Origin of the sequence: Bacillus sp. V2I10, assembly GCF_030817055.1 — a bacterium.
Classification (GTDB): Bacteria; Bacillota; Bacilli; order Bacillales; family Bacillaceae; genus Bacillus_P.
In genome coordinates this window covers 2,807,047-2,826,426 of the sequence record NZ_JAUSYV010000001.1, presented here as the reverse complement: position 1 = coordinate 2,826,426, position 19,380 = coordinate 2,807,047, and the positions used below count along the sequence as shown (strand labels likewise).

Sequence of the window (19,380 nt, the reverse complement as noted above, 5' to 3'; positions counted from 1 at the left end):
GTTAGTAATAAAAGTATACTGTATGAGATTTTTTTGAAAGGAGAAAATAGTAGAAATCCATTATAACGAGGGAACTATGCTGGCAAAACATGAATTTAATAAAAAAAAACTGTATATATACCTTGCTCTAAACGTATTCATGATCACCCTGCTTTTGGCAGAAACATTTTTAACACTAAATATTCCTCATTACATACTTTTTATAGCTTTATTATTTATGCTCCTCATTTGTTTGTATTTTCTTTTTGAATTTATTATCACTATCCCGAAAACAGAGGAAAGCCTTCAAAACATCTTTACAGGCTCTGGCTTTCTTCTCTCATTAATTATTACAACTTATGCAAATCTTTTTATGCAAATATACCGGATTAAAGGAGAAAAATCCTTTAAGTTCTCGGGAAAAGAGCTTTCAGGTGATGACTTTTTGTACTACAGTATTACGACGTTTACAACAACTGGATTTGGAGATATTACTTCGATTGGTGTAATCTCTAACATGATTGCTGCTTCTGAAATGCTGATTGGATTCATTATCAGTACTTTATTTATGGCGATTATCACTTCAAAATTAATAAAGAATTTAAAATAGACCTGGATTCTATTCCAGGTCCTCTTTTATGCGGTAATATGCGGAAGTGATAAGGAGAACCGGGTCGATTGCTCATCAGAAGAACATTGAATCGCCCCTTGATGACTTTCAATTATTTTTCTGCAGATATAAAGGCCGATTCCCGTTCCTAATTCTTTTGTAGTGAAAAACGGTTCAAAAATCGATTGAATTTGCTTCGGCGGAATCATTGGACCATTGTTTCCAATATGTATATATGTCATGTTATCAATCATTTCAAATTCAATCGTAATCGTACGGTCAGACTCTATTTTCTGAAGCGCATCAATGGAATTAAGCAAAAGATTTAAAAAAACTTGCCTTAATTCATCTTTGCTCGCCATAACCCTGGTTTCTCTTTTGGAGATTTCCTGTACTTTAACGCTGCCGTCAAGAAGACTGGGATACATAAATGATAGAACTTCATCTAATAATTCACTGAGGTCAAGCAGTTCACGTTTACTCTCTATCGTCTCTTTTTTGGATGCATGGAGAAATTGTGACACCCTAAAATTCAGCTGATCAACCTCATGACTGATGATGTCCAAATACTTCAAATCAGGATGATCATTTTGCATCAGTTTAATGAAGCCTTTTACTGCTGTCAGCGGATTTCTGAATTCATGGACAAAGCTTGATGACATTTGACCCAATATGGTCAGCCTCTCTTTATGGCTTTGATCAATGAATGAAATTTTTTCCTGCAGTATTTCTTCTTTCACCTCAGTGTATTTTTTCACAGCAAAATAAGAAAACTGATCAAAAAGAACATTGATTTCTTCAATATAAGGCTGCAGGTCATTTCGCGGAATTCCAGAACTGACAATATACCCGATCACTGCACGTCTTCCAAGATTCACATTATTTATGAAATCACCAATGTTTACATTTGCTTCTACTCTTTCTAGAGCTACTTTACTAGCCAAAATATCAATTTCATCTGAGCTTAACGGCCGCTGAATGGTTTTTTTTACCAAGTCATACATCCTCATCCCGTTTTTCTCTACTTCTTCCTGATGAAGATCGTCATCTGAAATCGTAATATTTTGCCGCCATACAGCGATAAAAGTAGAAATATTATCATCTAAAAACCGAATTAACTCGTCTGAAGCTGTCATAAGTAAAAGCACCCCTAAATTCTTGCAGAAGAATCATATGTATTTCTATTTTTGTTTAGAAGAGGAATAATAAATAGGGCTAAAGTTTGGAATATTCCTGCTAAACAATACAATTTACATTCTATCATAATATGAATTAATACGGTATTTCCCTTTTCACTTTTGGTACAATCGAATGTGCTGATGGAAGTGAATACCATATACGATAAAAATCTCAAGCTTCACTTTTTGTAATCGCTTTACAAATTTACTTTTCTTATTATAAGTCTGACTATATAAGTTAGTCTAATGTTGAAACCCCGTTTTCTGAGCCGACTTAACACTATGCAATACTGAAGTCCTCAGAAAATGTCAGTCCCCACATCATTCGAAACGTTCACTGAATGTCCATTCATTCTTTATCTACTCACCTATCTATAAATATCCCCTGCAAGCTTTCGCAATTCACTTTCATTCATCACTTCATAAGCATTCTCTTTTTTTCGGATTGTTCCTCTTTTACAAAGCATATCCAGCGTCCGCAGCAGATGACGATAGCTTGTGCCGAGCATTTCAGAGAGGTACGTCAGGTTTTCTTTAAACAGGATGCTCTCCTTTTTCACACCAGTAGCTAAAATATAGCTTGAAAGTCTATGTTCAAGCGGATAATACAGATTGATGGAGCTATTTTTTGAAAGCCTGTTCAGCTTGTCGGATAGAGAATATCCCATAAAGGTTAAAAAAACAGGATCCCGCAGCAATTTTTCTCTTACTTGCGGCAAATAAATGCCAATACAATATGTATCGTCAATAGCCTGAACACTTGATGCTGCTCCCCGCACTTGGAATAGTTCTACATCTCCCAGCACTTTAAATCCCTCATAAAATGAGAGCAGCAGGGATTTCCCGTTGCTTAATGTCGTGTAAACCTTCGCACGTCCATCTACAAAAAAATAGAGATAATCCATTTCTGCTCCTTCCCGGCATAAATATTCATTTTTTGAAAAGACGTACAGTTCCATCCATTCTTTCATATCCTCGGAAAAATACCCGGCAATTTTGTTCACCGCTATGTACTCTTCAAACAATTTCTGATTTTGTAATTTTTTCATAAAAAACCTCAACTATGTGACATATGTCATCATTATATCACTTTTATATATGGATAATGAAACAAGACATCTAGAGAAGGAGTGAATATTTTGTACAACCTGATCTCTGCTGCAGTTGGCGCTTTTATTGCCATCATGATTGTATTGAACGGAGAACTCTCAAATGGCATAGGAAATTACACCTCTAGTGTTGCCATTCATTTCGTCGGGCTTCTTGCCATTTCCGCAGTTTTTTTCTTTATAAAAAAACCTATTCATTTTCAAAAAGGACTGCCGCTTTATTTGTACAGCGCTGGTGCCATTGGAGTGCTTACCGTCCTTTTTTCAAATATCAGCTTCATGTCACTTGGGGTATCTGTCACGATAGCCCTTGGATTGTTAGGGCAGTCCCTGGCTGCCATTATCATCGATCACTACGGGCTTTTAGGAATGAAAACCGTAAAATTCAACAAAACAAAATGCATTGGTCTGGCATTTATTCTGCTGGGCAGTGCCGTTATGACGTTTTATTAAGGAGGTATTTACAATGGTCTACTTGATTATTTCTATTTTAGCGGGAGTTTCAATTGTTATCGCAAGAATCATCAATTCCAACCTTGCAGACAAAATTGGCTTACTTGAAGGCACGCTCATCAATTTTGTGACAGGTCTGATATTATCCCTGGTTTTTCTTTTATTCAGCAGCGAGGCTGTTTCCTTTTCGGCTTTAGACTTATCTGAAGTTCCAAGCTGGGCTTACTTAGGCGGTGCAGCAGGAGTCATAGTCATTTTTCTTTCAAGCTACCTCACGCCAAAAGTATCTGCTTTTTATTTAACCCTCTTTATTTTCATTGGGCAGTTATTTACGGGTATTGTGATTGACTACTTTGCACTTGGTGAATTGTCTCAAGGGAAAATACTTGGAGGATTGCTTGTATTATTTGGTCTTGTCTTTAATTTGAGAATTGACCGGAAAGAAGAAATGGGATCTGCATAAGATCCCATTTCTAATTAATCTTCCTGATATGTATATTCATTTTTATCTGTTCTTTTCACACCTGCTGCAAGTGCTCTTATCGTAAGAAGCGTAAAGCTGATACTTGCAAAGGTATGAAAGACAGACCACTTCTTCCATTTAAATAAACGGGTCGTTTTTTCCATATACCACTGAGCAATGGACATCGGCACACTCCAGGTTAAGCTTTTCAACAGGATCCCCGGTAATTTATCTTTGTAAGATTGACGGACCCAAATGACACTTAATAACGGAAAAAACACCAAATCAAACAGAATATTTGTATTGAAAATCTTTGAAAATGGCCTTACAGGGTACTTGACTCTTTTAGTATTGACAACATAAGCATCAATAATGGTAGACAATATACCTTTGGCAAAAAAGACAATAAGCATTTCCTTTACATTTGGCTTTCGTATTACAAAAGGGAACAATACGGCACAAAGTGCAAACAGTCCTTTGATCATCGTTTTTTCCATCTTCAACATCCTTATCATTTTTTTGATAGTATCTGCTTTTATCAAAAAAAATAATACGGATTATGCAGGAACTTAGCCGTTTATCCTGCATATGCTAATGATGATCATAATGAGGAGGTTTTACATTGTATCATTACATGCCATATCCATACGCACGATATCCTAAGCCAGTCATGCAAAAACTAAAATCATCCACATTAAGTGCTGTTCACCCATTTGTACAGCATGGTTTAAAAGAAGCACATTTCACTTCGTACCAGCATGCTCTAATGGAGGTAGCCGCCATGTCCTATCTGCTCGGAAAAGGATATGATTACAATGCTGCCTATCAATTAGTAGAAGCCTGGGAAGTGAATGAATCTTTTTAAAAGGCTGGATATCTAGCCTTTTTTTTCTGGAATGAACCCTCTGCCTATAAAACTTGCTCCAACAGGCTCCCTCCCCATGTCTCTTGCCCAGACAGACAGCTGTCCCGCGTGATGAATTTCATGGGCAATGACATGGCGGATGATTTCCCCTTTTTTATAGGTGCCGTCCAACCAAGGCGGAGATACATTTTCATTTTCCCATGCGATGTTCCAATTCTGGAGATACGAGATCATTTCTGGCTGCAGTTCTCTGGATAATCGGATAATCTTTTCTAGTGAGTCGTATTCCCTGATCGTATAATCGATGACCGCATCACCCTTAAGTACATTGATCCAGCTGTATTCTACATCAATGATATGAATCAGTGTTTCGATAATACTCCCCACCCCTCCTGACCGTTTTTGCTGCAATTCTTCGCCAGTCAGGTCTTTGCACCATTCAAACCACTCTTCTCTGACGCGCCAATTGTATTTAAAAAATAGCTGCATTACTGAATACCCAGATATAAGGGAATTTTTTCTTCTTCGTATATTGAATCTTCTGATTTATTGACAAAATATGCTTTAGCTTCCTGTCTGGAGCTGACGATTTTATAAATTTTTTCATCTGTAAAGTGAACCGCAGCACCATCATCAAGCCCGTATCCTGGTTTCATTTTTCCGGATAAAATATGTACCTGATAAGCAGGTCTCCGTTTCTCCTCCCCATCATAATGAGGGCAGCAGCTGCCATGCAGGAAGCCAAGTCCGTTTAATTTATACAGCGGAGCGTTCATGGGGTCTGTCAGCCCCTCTTCAAACCAGCAAATAGCTCCCGCACTCAAGCCTGCAAGAATGGTCCCGTTCTCATAAGCCTTTCTAATAATCGAATCCAAACCCCACTCTTTCCATAAAACAAGCAAGTTTCTCGTACTGCCGCCTCCAACATAAAGAATATCCTGCGACATGACAAAATCCTCCAGATCATGAAAATGAGGATCAAACAAAGCTAGATGATCAGGTATACATGGATGAGAATGAAAGGCATCATAAAACCGTTCGATATATTGATTCTGATCTCCGCTCGCAGTCGGCACAAAACAAATTTTCGGAAGATCCTTCATACTTTGCTTTAATATGTATTGATCAAGCAGCGGATTTTCAGGCTCCATCGAAAACCCTCCGCCCCCCATCGCAATAATCTGCCTCACTGACAACATCTCCTCCTGTTAAATTAAAACTTCCCTCAGCAGCAAGCCAAAGAAAATGCCAAGAAACATAGATGTTAATGTCCCAAGAAGAAAATACTCAGCCCAATTCCGGTCGTCCATCTGCTTAAATCGCGCGATCGACTTAGCCGTTACAATAAATGCAATCGCAGGATAAGCACTATAAAAAGTTAAAATTATGACAAGCAGCCTCTCGATGTACCCAATCAGCTTTCCCCGCGATAGATCATGCTTATTAAAAGTATAATAATTGTACTCCTCTACAAGTCCCCCGGCTGAATTCATCTGCTCCTCTTTCCGCTCATTCTTAAAAGCATACCTGCCCTCAAACGAAAGCAGCTGAGCCGGCAGCGTTCCGAGCAAGATCCGTATTATATGCCCGCTCACACTTGTCACCAAAATCAAAATAATGATTATAAAAAGGACGGAATTCAGTATACTTAAAGAAGAATTCTCTATTAAGAGCTCAATTCCTTTTTCCAGCAGTTCAGAAAAAGTTACCTTAAAAAATAAATGACAAGCAATGATAATCATTGCCAGATGGATAATCTGATCTGCAATAAAATAGAAAAGCTTTTTCATATTTTGCTGGCCGGTTGTTTTGTCCAGCAGGTTTATTTTTAGAAAATCGATCAGAAAATGAGTGCCTAATAAAAATAAGATCGGCAAAACGACATATTCCAGAGGCTTTGCAAAATCAAAGGACAATGCCCAGAACACAAGCGTTACCGGTAAAAGGACTATAAAATGATGCAGCATATGCTTTTTCAAATTTTTCAGCTTTTCCCTCACCATCTCATCCGATTGGAGAAAAAAATCAGCAATTAAATGAGCCAGAATGAGACATAATAAAATCATGTGTTCCCCTTTCCTTCCTCTTTTGAATACCATTCGCTGATGTGCAGCTGTAAATGGGTGCGGATGGACTGCTGCAATTTTGGCAGAGCTGGATGTGAATCAGGGAATTCTTTTTGCTGAAGCGAGTTCAAAACAATGATCAAATTATTGAAAATCATTTTCAAATCATCTCCGCTCCCTTTCTTAAAGTGACTTGATATCGTGGATGGGGATTTGCCTAAAATTCTTGCCACTTTTCTCTGCTGATTGAAAATCTCAAATAAGGAAAACACGCGCTTCTGCAGATCTGTTTGTTCATTCACCAGCTTTTGATGCATCATCAGCAGGGAATTCATCAAAAGTTGAACCTCAGCCCTGTTTTCTTTTATATAAAACTTGAATTGAGATCTGTCATCTCCCTCTTTTTTCAGAGATTCATTGGCTTCCCTCGCAAGCTTGATCATGGGATGAATCCACGTTTCAATATCAATCTCTTTTAGTTCTCTATTGATGTCTCCAAAGGAAACTCCGAAATATGGAGGATTGTCTGGCAGGTTCCATATGACGCTGATGAAATGGGCAATTTCATATGCAGTTGAATACCCATTTGCAATCAAGATGATTTCATCTCCTCTGCGATGTTTCACAATCACTTCTTCATTTGTCCAAGTCTTAATCCATTTTACCATTTTTTCTAAATAGGCTGATAATTCTTCACCCCTCCCCTCTGCTGAGGAATTTTGGATGTCCATGATGAAAATTGAGGCTGGGTGTTGGGGCATTTAATGAAACCTCCTAGAAATTCGATTATATAAGCAAATATATCAATAATTCGATTATATAGTCAAACTTTTATAATGTGCTGCTATTTAGACGAATAATCATAATTTCTTTAAAAAATGTGAAAATAGTACTGTTTGTCGAAAAATAAAACTACCAACGTACGTTAATAAGAACTATAATTTATTTTATAAAGAACAAAAATCTTCTATGTGATTCTGAAAAAAATAACTACAAGTATTTTGTTCTTTATAAAGAATTACATTGAGAAATGAGGCCTACTATGAAGAATGAACATGAAGGAAATGTATCACGTCCTATGGTTTTAAGTCACCAGCCGGTTCGGTTTGAGACAGCTCAGAGCTGGAATAAAGGCCATGGCAATGTGGATCACCCTGGAAATGGAAATGGCGGGATTCATTATCCTAATCCGCCATATACCGGTCCCCGCCATGATAATGGGGGAGGGAAAGGAAAGGGAAAAGGAAATTAAAATCCACAATAAAGAAGGTCCATATGTCTTATGGCCTTCTTTATATGATGATTGAGGAGAACTATATGACCTTTATAAATACTAAAATTGGTGAGCATAACATAAGACTGCATTGTGAAAATAAGAAACTAGTTAAATTTTTAACTCACCAATTCCTATTAATAGATAATGGCAGAAAAATAGATTTGTCGATATTTATTGCGGAAGGATACGGTCAGCCCTTTAAAAATTATGATGTAGAGATTTCTGAAACCCAAAATTCCATCACTTTTAAAAGAGCAGACTACAAAATTACAGTTGACCCAAATTACACGCAGGCGGAAGTGCACGTTCACAATGAACTCGCACTAAAACACGCTTTAATGAACCTATACAGTTCTTTTATTGTTCACAAAAACTGGGGCATTCTTCTTCATTCGTCTTGTGTCCTTGAGCAAAAAGGAGCACACATTTTTACAGGACATTCTGGAGCAGGAAAATCCACAGCAGCAAAACTGTCTTCTCCCCGCCCGCTTTTGTCGGACGAAGCAACAATCATAAAAATCGATAAAGACGGTATTCTTGCCTATGACTCACCATTTAGAAGTGAATTGCATGGACATGCACCTGTTTCTAATATAAAACTGCTGAGCATTGACCTTCTCCATCAATCTCTTTCAATAGAAAGAAAACGGGTTGATAAATCATCTGCCCTTTTAGCGTTATTGGATAAAGTATTCTATTGGCCCAGTAATAAAAAAGAAACAAAAAGAATTCTCCCCATGCTGAGATTTCTCGTAGAACAAGTTGACATTTATGATCTTTATTTTCAAAAAAATAATCGATTTTGGGAGATGATTTCATGACAACTTATTATAAACAAGCACCAGATTGCGAAACAATAGAAATCGATGGAGAATGGATGATTCTCCACTCCGGGCAATTCACCATTACGAAGTTAAATGAACCTGGCGGATTCTGCTGGTCATTGCTAAAAGATGCACACACTGTAGACGAACTGGTTCTGTCTTATCAAACACAGTTTAATAACGACAATCAGGAAACAAAAAATGAGCTTCAATGCTTTCTAAAAGAACTGGAACATTACGGATTGATTGAACATGCGGTTTGATCAGAATACAATCAATCTATTGAAAGCGACTATTGATAAACACGGATGGATTGACTTGCCTGCTGAAGGCTTCAGCATGTATCCCTTTATTCAAAAAGGTGAAATTTGCCGATTTACAAAATTCGATAAAAGAAACCTTAAAAAAGGGCAGATCCTTCTCTTCTATTCAAAATCAGGGAAGATGATTGCCCACAGATTTTACCGCTATGAAAAGGGCCATTACTTCCTAAAAGGCGATACAAACGAATGCCTTGATGAGCCAGTATCACCTGCTCAAGTGATTGGCTGCCTGGAATCTGTTCAAAAAAAGAAAGGCATGATCAGTATGTATAAGCCATTTGCATTTCTTTATAGTCAGGCAGTCGTATCATCTCCCTTCTCAGCACGGCTGTTCCGCTTCTATTTAAAAAGAAGACTCGGTAAAGCGCTATGATCACAAAGAAATGGATCACATTCAAAAACATGTTTTTAATAGAAGATATCCGCAGGACATTCACTTTGCTGGGTCCCTATCTATTAAAGTACAAAAGTTCCTACATATCTCTTTTTTTGATTATGCTCTCTCAAATTTTATTAACGATCGGTTTTGCCTGGTTCTTTGGAACGATCACAGATGCTGCCGTTCAAAATGAAACGGATAAACTAAAATGGCTGCTGCCGCTTGGCCTTGGTTTACTAAGTATAAGTTTGGCAACGACGTACTTTTACACTTATTTAGAGTCCGTAACGATCAATAAAGTAAAACTTGAACTCAAAGAGCAAGTTTTAAAGCATCTTCTTCTGCTGCCAGTGAAAAAAACATCAAACATGCGAACTGGAGATTTAATGACTCATTTCACAAACGATGTCAACTGCATCGAAGGAGTCATCGGCAGCAACCTGCTTTATCTCATTCAGCTCCCTTTAACATTTGCTGCTGTTTCTGTTTACATGTTTATCATCAACTGGCAGATGGCATTAATAGGTTTTACTGTGATCCCTCTTGCCATTGTAATTGGGACTGTTTTTGGCATCCTGCTCAGAAACAACAGCAGAAAAATGTTTACTCAAATCAGCGATATAAACAGTACACTTAATGAAATTTTCCAGGGTTTATCCGTTATTCGATCTTTTCTTTTAGAGAAAAAAATGGCTCAAAAGCAAAACAGTCAAAACCAGGAACTCTTTACATTAGAAATGAAAAATACAAAGCTCCGTGGCTTTTTTTATATTGGCGGAGAAGCCATTACTTCCATCACTTATATAACGGGACTTTGCCTAGGAGCTTATTTTGTTTCTAAATCAATGATTACAGTTGGTTCGCTGCTCACCTTTGTTACTCTGATGCAGCATCTGATCTCCCCGCTTACCGGTTTAGCAGGAATTTGGGGCAGCTTCCAAAGTTCAGCATCAGCAGTTGAAAGACTATCAAACGTATTAAATGAAGAAGTTGAACTAAACCATCTTCCTGAATACGTTCCATCAAAAATCAAAGGCTCTATTCAACTGAAGAACATTACCTTCAGTTACGATCAGCAAAAAAAATCGATAGATAACCTTACTTTAGATATATCAGCGGGCCAAACAGTTGCGATTGTCGGGCCAAGCGGTGCAGGAAAATCAACACTCTTTCACCTCATCCAAGGCTTCTATCAGTCAGATAGCGGAACGATCATGCTGGATCACAATCCAGAAGAACACCTTCCGCCCTCTGTGGTAAGAAATTCTTTTGCATATGTTGCGCAAGAGACCTTTCTTTTCTCTGGAACAATCAAAGATAACCTCTTGCTCGCACGGCCAAACATCTCAAATTCAGAGCTGATCACTGCAGCAAAACAAGCAAACATTCATGATTTTATCATGACATTGCCAAATCAGTATGACACAGAAGTCGGCGAAAGAGGCGTTCGCCTTTCAGGAGGACAAAAACAAAGGCTTTCTATTGCAAGAGCCATCCTAAAAAAGGCACCTATTCTGTTACTAGATGAAGCAACATCAGCACTAGACAGTGAGAGTGAGCACTTTGTCAAAGAAGCATTAGCCGCAATCAAAAACAAAACAACACTCATTATCGCCCATCGATTATCAACGATTCAGCATGCAGATCTTATTATAGTTATGGATGAGGGGAAAATTGTTCAGTTGGGAAGACATGAGGAGCTGATTACTCAAGAAGGTCTATATAGAAAATTATTACACCTGCAATTTAAAGCAAAAGAAAAGCTGCCTTCATTACAAGCAATCTCTCAATAAGGGATGGATGAAAGATGATCATACACTTTTTACAATCAATATATAATCAAACTAAATTACCAGAAAAGGAAAGTGATTATCAATATTTAATAGAAGACATCCATCACTTTTCAATTGAATCTCAAGTTTATTACCTATTAAAACAACATGACCGTCTTAATGAAACACCTGCTTTTTTCACTGACTACTTAAAGAAAGCAACAGATCAAATCTTGCTTCAAAACCTTTTTATTAAAGTACAAATGGAAAAGATATTAAAATTATTTGAAACTCAAAAAATAGACACCATCCCTTTAAAAGGTGTCTATTTTGCGGAAAAATACTTTGGCCATATCGCAGCAAGATCTACTTCTGATATTGACTTACTGATCCATCAAAAGGACAAACAAACGGTTGATGAATTACTAAGAAATCGAGGATTCATCTATGAAGATGAGGGTCCTAAAGATCACTTTCACTGCTGCTACAGATTGGATTTGCCTGGTTCTTCCATTCCATTAAGAGTCGAAATACATTGGAACCTATTAAAAGAAAATACCTCAGATCTGGACATTATTGAGTTTTGGAATGATGCGGTTCCTATAATGGCTTATCAACATATTAAAGAACTCTCCCACCAGCATGCTTTTTATATGATTGTGCTTCATGCATGGCGTCATAATTTAGATTCCCTGAGGCATTTTATTGATGTGATTCAAACGGTGTATATTTTGGATAATAAGATTTGCTTTGAATCTCTGTTTAACCAGGCAAAGAAAGATAAAACTTTGAAAAGAGTTCAGAGAACGTTGAAAATCGTTTATAGGGTGTTTGATGAAATAATATATCCTGAACAACTCTCGGTACCAGAGAATTACGGTAAGTGGTGGGAATATGAGAAGATTAGGGATCGGGAGTATCGGAGTTTGAGGGTTTATTTGGATCTTGTGGATTACTTATTGTTTAGTGTTGATAACAGAATATAAATAAAAGCCACTATAAAAGATTTATAGTGGCTTTTAACGTTATCTTTCATCTATTTGACGTTAAAGACTTGCATCTTTTTGATTGTTTAATAATTTCCCAAAAAGATTTTTCTTATCTTTCGCCAGCTGACCAAACTCACCTTTTTGAATGACATTCCCTTGATCTAAGACAATTACCTGATCTGCGTTTCTTATTGTTGACAGTCGATGAGCAATGACAATGATTGTCATACTTCCTTTAAGCCTTTCTAATGCTCTTTGAATATTTGCTTCGTTTTCATTATCTAAAGCACTTGTAGCTTCATCTAAAACAAGTATAGAAGGCTTCCGTAATATTGCTCTGGATAGGACAATTCGCTGTCTCTCCCCACCTGATAAACGAATACCCCTATCTCCAATTAATGTTTCTAATCCATTGGGCAGTTTTCTAACAAATTCAGCAGCTGATGAGAATTCTAATGCTCTCCATATTTCTTCATCTGTAGCATCAGATACAACCATTAGAAGATTTTCTTTAATACTCGCATTGAATAGAAATGGATCTTGCGGCACGTAACTAACAGCTTTACGCATTGAAAGCAGGTTTTCACTCGTCAGAGGTTTACCGTCTATTAATACTTGACCTTTTTCTGGAAGATTTAATCCCATCAAAATATCTATTAATGTACTCTTTCCTGCGCCAGATCTTCCGACGAATGCTGTCATTTTATTCGAAGGTATAACAAGATTGATATCTTCTAATGCATAGGAATCTAAGGGTTTTTGAGAATAACGGAAATATACACTTTTACATTCAATTTCTTTCTTGATTTGAATAGGACTAATTGAAAGGTTCTCAGATTCTTTGAATTCAACAGCTATTCTGGATTCATTTTGTAGATTCTTCACAGCATGAAATGAGGGAAGCATAGTAGCAATCTGCTCTAAAGAACTTTGAATACCTGCAACTCTTGGCCATAATCTTGAAAAGATCACAATAATCAGCATTAATTCCCCCGCCTGTGCATGAAACATGTTTGCTGCAATGAAAATAAACACAGCTATAAGTACAGAAGAAGCCACTTTGTAATAGAGTTGGGACATAGTCCTTAATGTGGTGTATTCAATCTGTTCATCTTGCATTCCTTTAGTAACATTTAGAAACCAATTCATTTTGGATTTTTCAAGAGTATTGCTTTTAATATCCTTAATACCATTAATTTGGTCGGTAATTCCAGCAAGGTATTCTTTCCCTAGAGAATAATTTTTTTTCCCTAAAGCTAGTGACATCTTTAAAAATTCCCTGTTTAGAAAGACAATAAAAGCCCCGCAAAGCAATAAGAAAAACGTAATACTGGGAGAAAGAAAGAAGGCTAGACCGATTTGAATAACAGTAAAAATTAGAGATGCCAAAAACAGCAGCAGCGAATGAGTTCCGGCGCTAGAACGGGCAACTTCAGTTGTTAATAAATTGATTAAGTCGGATTTTCTATTTTTTATAAAAAAAGCCCAGTTTGCGTGGAGCAAAGAATGATACGTGTTTACTCGCAAGTGGCGAAAAAAACCATGCTGGATTTTTATGTTCTGAATCGTTATGTAACGATGTAAAATATTTTGTAAGATCACGATAAGAACAAAAATTAATAGAATGAAAGGCAGACCGACACTGCTTGGAATACGGTCAAAAAAAGAGAAAATCTCGTTAAAAGGGGTATTCCCCACATTAAAATCGATAATGCCAGTAATGCTTATCATGGGAATAAGCAATAAAATACCTACACCATCTAATAAACTTATAAACACAGTAGCTAATAAGTTTATATATAGTCTTTTCCCAGCATAAGATTGTATTTGCTTCAGAAAATACAAGATTAGATTCAAGATTTTTGCCCCCTAAGGTATCTTGTTTCTCTTTTCGTTTTCCTCCATGCCCATAAAAAGGGGCGTAAAGGAAAATACAAAAAATGAAGTCGATTTGGCAACCGGAGTGTTTCAGCGTCCTCTGGCAAAGGATGAATGCAACTAAATAAAAAGAGTAATTTTTGTTTTGGCGACATTAAACTAAATAAATGTTTTGCATGATATTTCCAGATCTCATCAGGCACAGGATCAGTATGTAAGTTAACCATTCTTTCAAAATAAAAAATTGCCTCCTGAGCGAGTCCTCTTGATTTTTTATTTTCCACCATATGTGTCATATTGGTTTTAACGTCTGCATTTAACAATTCCGATGCTAAAACCAAAGCTTGTGAACCTTGATTAATGAAATGGTGCTTTTTTAGCAATACCTGTATTTTATTCCAGTCTATATCCTGCCCCATCATATGCTGAATATCTGACAGCCACCTTAATCTTGACCATCCATGCCTTGCTCCGTGCGACACCAGAAACAAAAATAAGTCTTCTTTTCCTAAAAAGTAAATTGGTGAAGATGTCAGTTCACTTTTACGCCTTTCCTTCCATAGATCTTCAAAATGAGGTTCAAGGCCAGGTCCAGGATTCAATCGCCAATGAACTTCAGCTTTAGTTTTTTTGACAGGATGAAAATAAGTAAAATGATGATGTCTCCACTTCCAATCGCCCAGCACAGAATGTATATATTCATCTTTTTCATACCCAAGGGTTTTCAAAAGTTCTTCTGTTCTTTCAAGTTTTTCAAAAGGAACGAGAAAATCCAGATCACTAGAAGTCCGGAGAGATATATCTCCGTATAAATCGTGGGCAATTACTGGCCCTTTTAAAAAAAGAACACGTATCTGGTGTTCTGAAAGTTTCTTGCTCAGCTGCTCCATTTCTGCACTTAAGAAAAGCATTTTGAATGTATTATTCCTGTATTTGTCAGCCAGATATTGAATAACGTTTGATGGGATTATGTCTTCAGGAAGCTGTTTTAAGCGGGGATAAATCATTGTATAAACACGATGATGTATACTTAATTTTAAAAATAGAGTCCAATCAATCTTAGTAAACAAATACCTGCTTTTTTCAACTAAGTTTTCAATACTTTCGTCTTTTAAAAGTTCGAAAATGATCTTTAATTCTCTAGGCACCTTTGCTAAATTAAGTCTCATTCTCTAATCCTCCAATTTTCTTAGCAAATTTGCCAACAACCGTATAATTCTCCTTACCTTCTGAACCCGTGACAAAATATGGTCCACTTCGCAGCCAAGCATGAGCTACAAGTTCCCCTGACTCATCTCTTGCTGTTCCCAAATATAAAGTGCTTTCGATGTTACGCTTCTCCAGCATTTTCATTGCTGCAATAGCTTTTACAAGACATTGGCTTTCCCAAAATGTATATTTGCTCATTATATTAATTGCTTGAGAGACACTGGCTATAGTTTTTTTGTTAAAATTAATAGTTTCATACGCTGTCTCTTCCATATGCTGCCCCAACGAAGGAGCTACTTTTGAAAAAGGTATGCTTTTAAGATATCGACCAAGTCCTAAGTAAAAAAAAGATTCTGCCAAAAGTAATTTAGTCTTCAAATCCATTGAATGAAGCAGTACTAATTTATTCAAGATCTCACTATCCCTTACATAAAATAGATCCCACTACACTAGATATCTTTTTCTAATTTAATTAATTTTTCTTTATTTAAGGACTCTAAAAAAGAAAGTACCTGTTTCTGACACTCATCTCTTTCAACTTGATATTGTGAAAGCAAACTTTCGATTAATTGATTAAAGTTTATAGGGCTTTCTATAAGATCCCAAATCACACTACCCATTTCACCTAGATTATAGTATTTTCCATTACTTATACTGAGCATCACTTTTTCCCCGTTCATATCACTTACGATGTTTCCTTCTCCTTGGCTTACAATAGAATTTGTTAAAGAGATTACTGCGTTATCCATACAAAATTTCCTCCTCTTTGATAGCATTTATTATTTCTTCAGCCAGTTCATGTGAAGTGAAACGGTTAGTTGGCCTGCTAAGCTGGTATAAATTGATTTTCTCAGCCATTGCTACAGTTGTATTAAAATGCCATTCCATCAAACCCATTTGAGCGATAAAGAAATTACGATATGTATGTTTGAACAAAGTTTGAAGACTGTTTAGTTTATGGATTGGGTTTACTATTATCTCTGTATTGTCCGATTTAACTAACTCAAAAACCCCCGAAAGCTGAAGCTTCTGAGAAACGAATTGATTTTTTACTGGAACTGCGTATTTAGTTTCTCTATTAAAAATCTGTTTATAACCATTTGCATTCATTCCAAACTCATTGAGACTTTCTAACCAAAGTTTTTGCTGAGGATAAGCCGGAGTTATTAAGGGAAGTTTTTCTTCATTTAGAGTTACGGGAATGACATCATCACTGATAAGTTGATACCCCATATTTATTAAAGAAGAAGCCAGAGTTGATTTGCCTGCTCCTGAGTCACCAATAATTGCGTATGCTTTACCGTCGATTGCGATAGCACTGCCGTGCAATGGTAAAACTCTTCTTTGCATTAATATTGCACCCATGCATGTTCCAAGCAGGTAAAGACGAATTAGATCATCTTCGGCATCCGCCAAGGGCGAATAGAGAATTTCTCTTCCTTTTTGCACCAAAAAAATACCAACTGATTGTATTTTGAACAAGATAAATTCCTTTTTAATAACAAAAGATTTGTTTTCATCTGATAGTTCTTTCCAAATCAAAGTCAAATCTGATATTTCTATTATTATTTGAGGTTCATTCTCTTCTATTTTAATTAGAGGCAGTTCCAGCAAATCTATATCCGACTGTATATTAAATCCAAAAGCATGGTACAGCTGTGTCTTCAATCGAATTTTATTCAAGAAAACATCCCCCGAATTTGTATTAAAAGCATGTAGAAAAGATTATCTGTAAGTACCCCTATACTAGAAATGTATAAGGGTACGTTTTAATTTCATTAAAATAATTAACTATAATGGATCGTCTCATCAACGTCGGGCTGAACAGCATCAGGTGTTTTTATCCCTGGTCCAGCCATTGTCAAACTAACATCTAATACCTCAAGTTCTGGAGTTTGCCAAGATTTCATATAATCACCTCCCTTCAATTTTATTTAAAAATCTATATAATATTAAACTTCGCATTAAAATTCTAAATTCAAATTCAAAGATAAGCCTAGGTGTGTAGTCCATTTCAATTCTCTTAATGTATTTCGCCAATAGTTCGTTATTTACAAAAGATGAAACATTAGGATCTTTAAGTAGGTTGTAGAGTTCATCTATAAATACTTTCCATGAGCTTATCATTCTATGAACTCCATCAGCCCCTTGTACTCCACGGGATCTTTGATTAAGTCTTATATCTTCTGGCAATAGTCCGTTAGTAGCTCTGCGGACAAGTGCCCGATCAAGTCCCCTCTGAACGAATTGTTCATCTGGAACAGATAGACAAAATTGAACTACCCTTATATCGTTTGTAGGATCGCGCTCCCATAATGAATGTCTTAATGATAATTTGGTGCCAATGGTCCCGTTTAATCCCCAAAAATGTAATTGATTAAACTGATTATTTTTTATATGATAAGCATCAGTCGTATTTGTCCCACTAATATCGATTTCCTGCTCTTCCAGTTTTTCGAAAATTTTAGTACGAGATGCAAATTCAGGATTTATCCAAATAGGAAAACATTCTTGATTTTTCGAGTTAGAGAGTCTTGCAATTTCAGGAAACGCTTTCCTACATACAAATTTCATAATTCTTGATTTTTTCACACCTATATTTTTACTGTATAAGTTTACTTCTTTGTATAAGCTCGGAAATTTGAATTGCCTTAACAAGCGGGCATAGTAATCTAGAGCTGGACCAAAAGAAATCGTCCAATTGCCTCTTTGGCCATTTAGCAGTAATCCAACTCCCTGACTACTTGCTTGCTCATAAATTCCTTTTAGCCAAAAAGAGTTTTCAAAAAACTTATAAGGCATCTCCATAGTTTGCAGCCAATCATCGATTTCAGAATATGGATTAGTATCCGGAAAGCTTAAATACTTGTCATTAATGTTACCTACAAAGTTAACCGTCGATTCAATTAACGGTCTCTCATTAGCCACTCTATATCTATGTGTCCAATCAACAAAGTCATCCACTGGAACGTAACTAAATGTATGTAATCTCTTCTTTTTCTCCTTCAAAGCTTTAGCTGCAAAGCTAACCACTGAGCCAGAATCTAACCCTCCGCTAAGATGAGCCCCAACACTTCGATGAGTCCGCAGTCTATCAACAACTGCTGTATTAAATACTTCTTTAAAAGCTTCCTCATATTCTCCATTAGATTTTAATTTCAATTTAACTGAATAATCAAATTTTGAATATTGTCTTAGGTATAAACGTCCATTTTCTAATTTAATTGTATGTGAAGGCGGTAGTTGCTTAATATTGTTATAAACAGTCGTGTCGGTGGAAATGGAATCCGTTGTAACAGGTATTGCAATAAATTCAGCAAGCCACTGGTCATTCAGTTTTTTACTAATATTAGAGATGGAGAAAAGAGGTTCAATAATTGTACTAAACGCAAATTTTGAACCATCATTGTAGAAATAAAGTGTTCTAGTACCCGAAAAGTCTCTAGCCCCAAAGAGCAATTGACGCTTTTCATCCCAGATCATAAAGGCAAAATCACCAACTAAATACTTTGGGGCTTCTTCTCCCCATTTTTCATATGCAAGCAATATTAATTTGCTGTCGGTAATATCTTTTCTCAAAAATTTAGCGACTTGTAATCTATCAAATAGTTCCATACGGTTGTCAATAATGACATCCGCAGTAATTGCCATTTTTAACTCATAATCATAGTAAGGCAATACTTCGCCAACTGATTCAGGTGTGATCCATTGTGCGTGGCAGCCAAGAAATAAATTCTTATTAGTCCATGTCTGAACATCATCTGCGGGAAACTTTTGCATAGTTTTCATTACATTCTTACATTCTTCAATTCTTATTGGTTCACCGTCAAAATGATAAATTCCAACTATTGCACTCATTTTCCCACTCCTACAAATCCTTTCAATAGCAAAAAATTCTTATTAAAGAACGAAAAAACTATGCGGATTTGAATATATTCTATATTAAGAACATTACATTACTTTTATACTAAAATCAACAAATTTTTACCTTTTTTACTGGATTAATT

24 protein-coding genes are annotated in these 19,380 nt (G+C 36.4%); 10 read left to right on the top strand and 14 right to left on the bottom strand.

Going from position 1 to position 19,380, the window contains the following annotated elements; translation table 11 throughout:
- The first annotated feature begins 76 nt into the window (after positions 1 to 76).
- The gene (locus tag QFZ72_RS14185) at positions 77 to 589 is read left to right on the top strand and encodes an ion channel (protein WP_307434280.1); all 513 of its coding nucleotides are present in this window, start codon (positions 77 to 79) and stop codon (positions 587 to 589) included.
- 26 nt (positions 590 to 615) lie between these two features.
- On the opposite strand, the gene QFZ72_RS14180 is transcribed toward QFZ72_RS14185, so the two are convergent.
- On the bottom strand, positions 616 to 1,725 hold the full coding sequence (locus QFZ72_RS14180; protein WP_307434278.1) for a histidine kinase N-terminal domain-containing protein: 1,110 nt from the start codon (positions 1,723 to 1,725) through the stop codon (positions 616 to 618).
- A gap of 410 nt (positions 1,726 to 2,135) precedes the next feature.
- Positions 2,136 to 2,816, bottom strand: coding sequence for a cyclic nucleotide-binding domain-containing protein (locus tag QFZ72_RS14175; RefSeq protein WP_307434276.1), 681 nt, complete (start codon positions 2,814 to 2,816; stop codon positions 2,136 to 2,138).
- Positions 2,817 to 2,906: 90 nt separating this feature from the next.
- Between QFZ72_RS14175 and QFZ72_RS14170 the strand changes: the two genes are divergently transcribed.
- Together QFZ72_RS14170 and QFZ72_RS14165 are read left to right on the top strand one after the other, a co-directional pair.
- Positions 2,907 to 3,329 carry a DMT family transporter gene (locus tag QFZ72_RS14170; protein WP_307434274.1) on the top strand — a complete coding sequence of 141 codons (423 nt, stop codon included), beginning with the start codon at positions 2,907 to 2,909 and terminating at the stop codon, positions 3,327 to 3,329.
- A 13-nt stretch (positions 3,330 to 3,342) separates the two neighbouring features.
- Complete coding sequence (locus QFZ72_RS14165) at positions 3,343 to 3,792, top strand: DMT family transporter (RefSeq protein WP_307434272.1); 450 nt, start codon at positions 3,343 to 3,345, stop codon at positions 3,790 to 3,792.
- A 14-nt stretch (positions 3,793 to 3,806) separates the two neighbouring features.
- Here the strand turns inward: QFZ72_RS14165 and QFZ72_RS14160 are convergent, their stop codons facing one another.
- Entirely contained in the window at positions 3,807 to 4,289 is a 483-nt protein-coding gene (locus tag QFZ72_RS14160; protein WP_307434270.1) for a CBO0543 family protein, read from the bottom strand.
- A gap of 125 nt (positions 4,290 to 4,414) precedes the next feature.
- Here QFZ72_RS14160 and QFZ72_RS14155 point away from each other — a divergent pair, with 125 nt between their 5' ends.
- Positions 4,415 to 4,657: a hypothetical protein gene (locus QFZ72_RS14155; RefSeq protein ID WP_307434268.1), complete on the top strand. Its 243-nt coding sequence runs from the start codon at positions 4,415 to 4,417 to the stop codon at positions 4,655 to 4,657.
- 12 nt (positions 4,658 to 4,669) lie between these two features.
- On the opposite strand, the gene QFZ72_RS14150 is transcribed toward QFZ72_RS14155, so the two are convergent.
- The 4 genes from QFZ72_RS14150 to QFZ72_RS14135 are packed head-to-tail and all read right to left on the bottom strand — an operon-like array spanning position 4,670 to position 7,484.
- Positions 4,670 to 5,146, bottom strand: a complete 477-nt coding sequence (locus tag QFZ72_RS14150) for a DinB family protein (protein WP_307434266.1) — start codon at positions 5,144 to 5,146, stop codon at positions 4,670 to 4,672.
- Positions 5,146 to 5,847 (bottom strand): Type 1 glutamine amidotransferase-like domain-containing protein, encoded by a 702-nt coding sequence (locus QFZ72_RS14145; protein WP_307434264.1) that lies wholly within the window; start codon positions 5,845 to 5,847, stop codon positions 5,146 to 5,148. Before QFZ72_RS14145 ends, QFZ72_RS14150 begins: the two co-directional genes overlap by 1 nt.
- 18 nt (positions 5,848 to 5,865) lie before the next feature.
- Positions 5,866 to 6,723: a DUF3307 domain-containing protein gene (locus QFZ72_RS14140; protein WP_307434262.1), complete on the bottom strand. Its 858-nt coding sequence runs from the start codon at positions 6,721 to 6,723 to the stop codon at positions 5,866 to 5,868.
- Complete coding sequence (locus tag QFZ72_RS14135; RefSeq protein WP_307434260.1) at positions 6,720 to 7,484, bottom strand: sigma-70 RNA polymerase sigma factor region 4 domain-containing protein; 765 nt, start codon at positions 7,482 to 7,484, stop codon at positions 6,720 to 6,722. The genes QFZ72_RS14140 and QFZ72_RS14135 overlap by 4 nt, the downstream gene beginning before the upstream one ends.
- 281 nt (positions 7,485 to 7,765) lie before the next feature.
- Between QFZ72_RS14135 and QFZ72_RS14130 the strand changes: the two genes are divergently transcribed.
- The 6 genes from QFZ72_RS14130 to QFZ72_RS14105 all read left to right on the top strand — a co-directional run bounded on the left by QFZ72_RS14130 (position 7,766) and on the right by QFZ72_RS14105 (position 12,283).
- The gene (locus QFZ72_RS14130; RefSeq protein WP_307434258.1) at positions 7,766 to 7,975 is read left to right on the top strand and encodes a hypothetical protein; all 210 of its coding nucleotides are present in this window, start codon (positions 7,766 to 7,768) and stop codon (positions 7,973 to 7,975) included.
- A gap of 65 nt (positions 7,976 to 8,040) precedes the next feature.
- Positions 8,041 to 8,820 (top strand): hypothetical protein, encoded by a 780-nt coding sequence (locus QFZ72_RS14125; RefSeq protein ID WP_307434256.1) that lies wholly within the window; start codon positions 8,041 to 8,043, stop codon positions 8,818 to 8,820.
- A complete protein-coding gene (locus tag QFZ72_RS14120) occupies positions 8,817 to 9,086 on the top strand; it encodes a PqqD family protein (RefSeq protein ID WP_307434254.1) in 270 nt (89 codons plus the stop codon). The genes QFZ72_RS14125 and QFZ72_RS14120 overlap by 4 nt, the downstream gene beginning before the upstream one ends.
- The gene (locus QFZ72_RS14115; RefSeq protein ID WP_307434252.1) at positions 9,076 to 9,519 is read left to right on the top strand and encodes a S24/S26 family peptidase; all 444 of its coding nucleotides are present in this window, start codon (positions 9,076 to 9,078) and stop codon (positions 9,517 to 9,519) included. The genes QFZ72_RS14120 and QFZ72_RS14115 overlap by 11 nt, the downstream gene beginning before the upstream one ends.
- Positions 9,516 to 11,318, top strand: coding sequence for an ABC transporter ATP-binding protein (locus QFZ72_RS14110; protein ID WP_307434250.1), 1,803 nt, complete (start codon positions 9,516 to 9,518; stop codon positions 11,316 to 11,318). The genes QFZ72_RS14115 and QFZ72_RS14110 overlap by 4 nt, the downstream gene beginning before the upstream one ends.
- A gap of 14 nt (positions 11,319 to 11,332) precedes the next feature.
- Positions 11,333 to 12,283, top strand: coding sequence for a nucleotidyltransferase family protein (locus tag QFZ72_RS14105; protein ID WP_307434248.1), 951 nt, complete (start codon positions 11,333 to 11,335; stop codon positions 12,281 to 12,283).
- 60 nt (positions 12,284 to 12,343) lie between these two features.
- Here the strand turns inward: QFZ72_RS14105 and QFZ72_RS14100 are convergent, their stop codons facing one another.
- The 7 genes from QFZ72_RS14100 to QFZ72_RS14070 all read right to left on the bottom strand — a co-directional run bounded on the left by QFZ72_RS14100 (position 12,344) and on the right by QFZ72_RS14070 (position 19,231).
- Entirely contained in the window at positions 12,344 to 14,143 is a 1,800-nt protein-coding gene (locus tag QFZ72_RS14100) for an ABC transporter ATP-binding protein (RefSeq protein WP_307434247.1), read from the bottom strand.
- On the bottom strand, positions 14,140 to 15,333 hold the full coding sequence (locus QFZ72_RS14095; protein ID WP_307434245.1) for a nucleotidyltransferase domain-containing protein: 1,194 nt from the start codon (positions 15,331 to 15,333) through the stop codon (positions 14,140 to 14,142). The genes QFZ72_RS14100 and QFZ72_RS14095 overlap by 4 nt, the downstream gene beginning before the upstream one ends.
- Positions 15,323 to 15,757: a lasso peptide biosynthesis B2 protein gene (locus QFZ72_RS14090; protein ID WP_307439767.1), complete on the bottom strand. Its 435-nt coding sequence runs from the start codon at positions 15,755 to 15,757 to the stop codon at positions 15,323 to 15,325. The genes QFZ72_RS14095 and QFZ72_RS14090 overlap by 11 nt, the downstream gene beginning before the upstream one ends.
- Before the next feature lie 65 nt (positions 15,758 to 15,822).
- Positions 15,823 to 16,122 (bottom strand): lasso peptide biosynthesis PqqD family chaperone, encoded by a 300-nt coding sequence (locus QFZ72_RS14085; RefSeq protein ID WP_307434243.1) that lies wholly within the window; start codon positions 16,120 to 16,122, stop codon positions 15,823 to 15,825.
- Positions 16,115 to 17,056: a phosphoenolpyruvate carboxykinase (ATP) gene (locus QFZ72_RS14080; protein ID WP_307434241.1), complete on the bottom strand. Its 942-nt coding sequence runs from the start codon at positions 17,054 to 17,056 to the stop codon at positions 16,115 to 16,117. Before QFZ72_RS14080 ends, QFZ72_RS14085 begins: the two co-directional genes overlap by 8 nt.
- Before the next feature lie 104 nt (positions 17,057 to 17,160).
- The gene (locus tag QFZ72_RS14075; RefSeq protein ID WP_307434239.1) at positions 17,161 to 17,283 is read right to left on the bottom strand and encodes a paeninodin family lasso peptide; all 123 of its coding nucleotides are present in this window, start codon (positions 17,281 to 17,283) and stop codon (positions 17,161 to 17,163) included.
- Between the two features lie 4 nt (positions 17,284 to 17,287).
- Positions 17,288 to 19,231: an asparagine synthase-related protein gene (locus tag QFZ72_RS14070; RefSeq protein WP_307434237.1), complete on the bottom strand. Its 1,944-nt coding sequence runs from the start codon at positions 19,229 to 19,231 to the stop codon at positions 17,288 to 17,290.
- Positions 19,232 to 19,380: the final 149 nt, after the last annotated feature.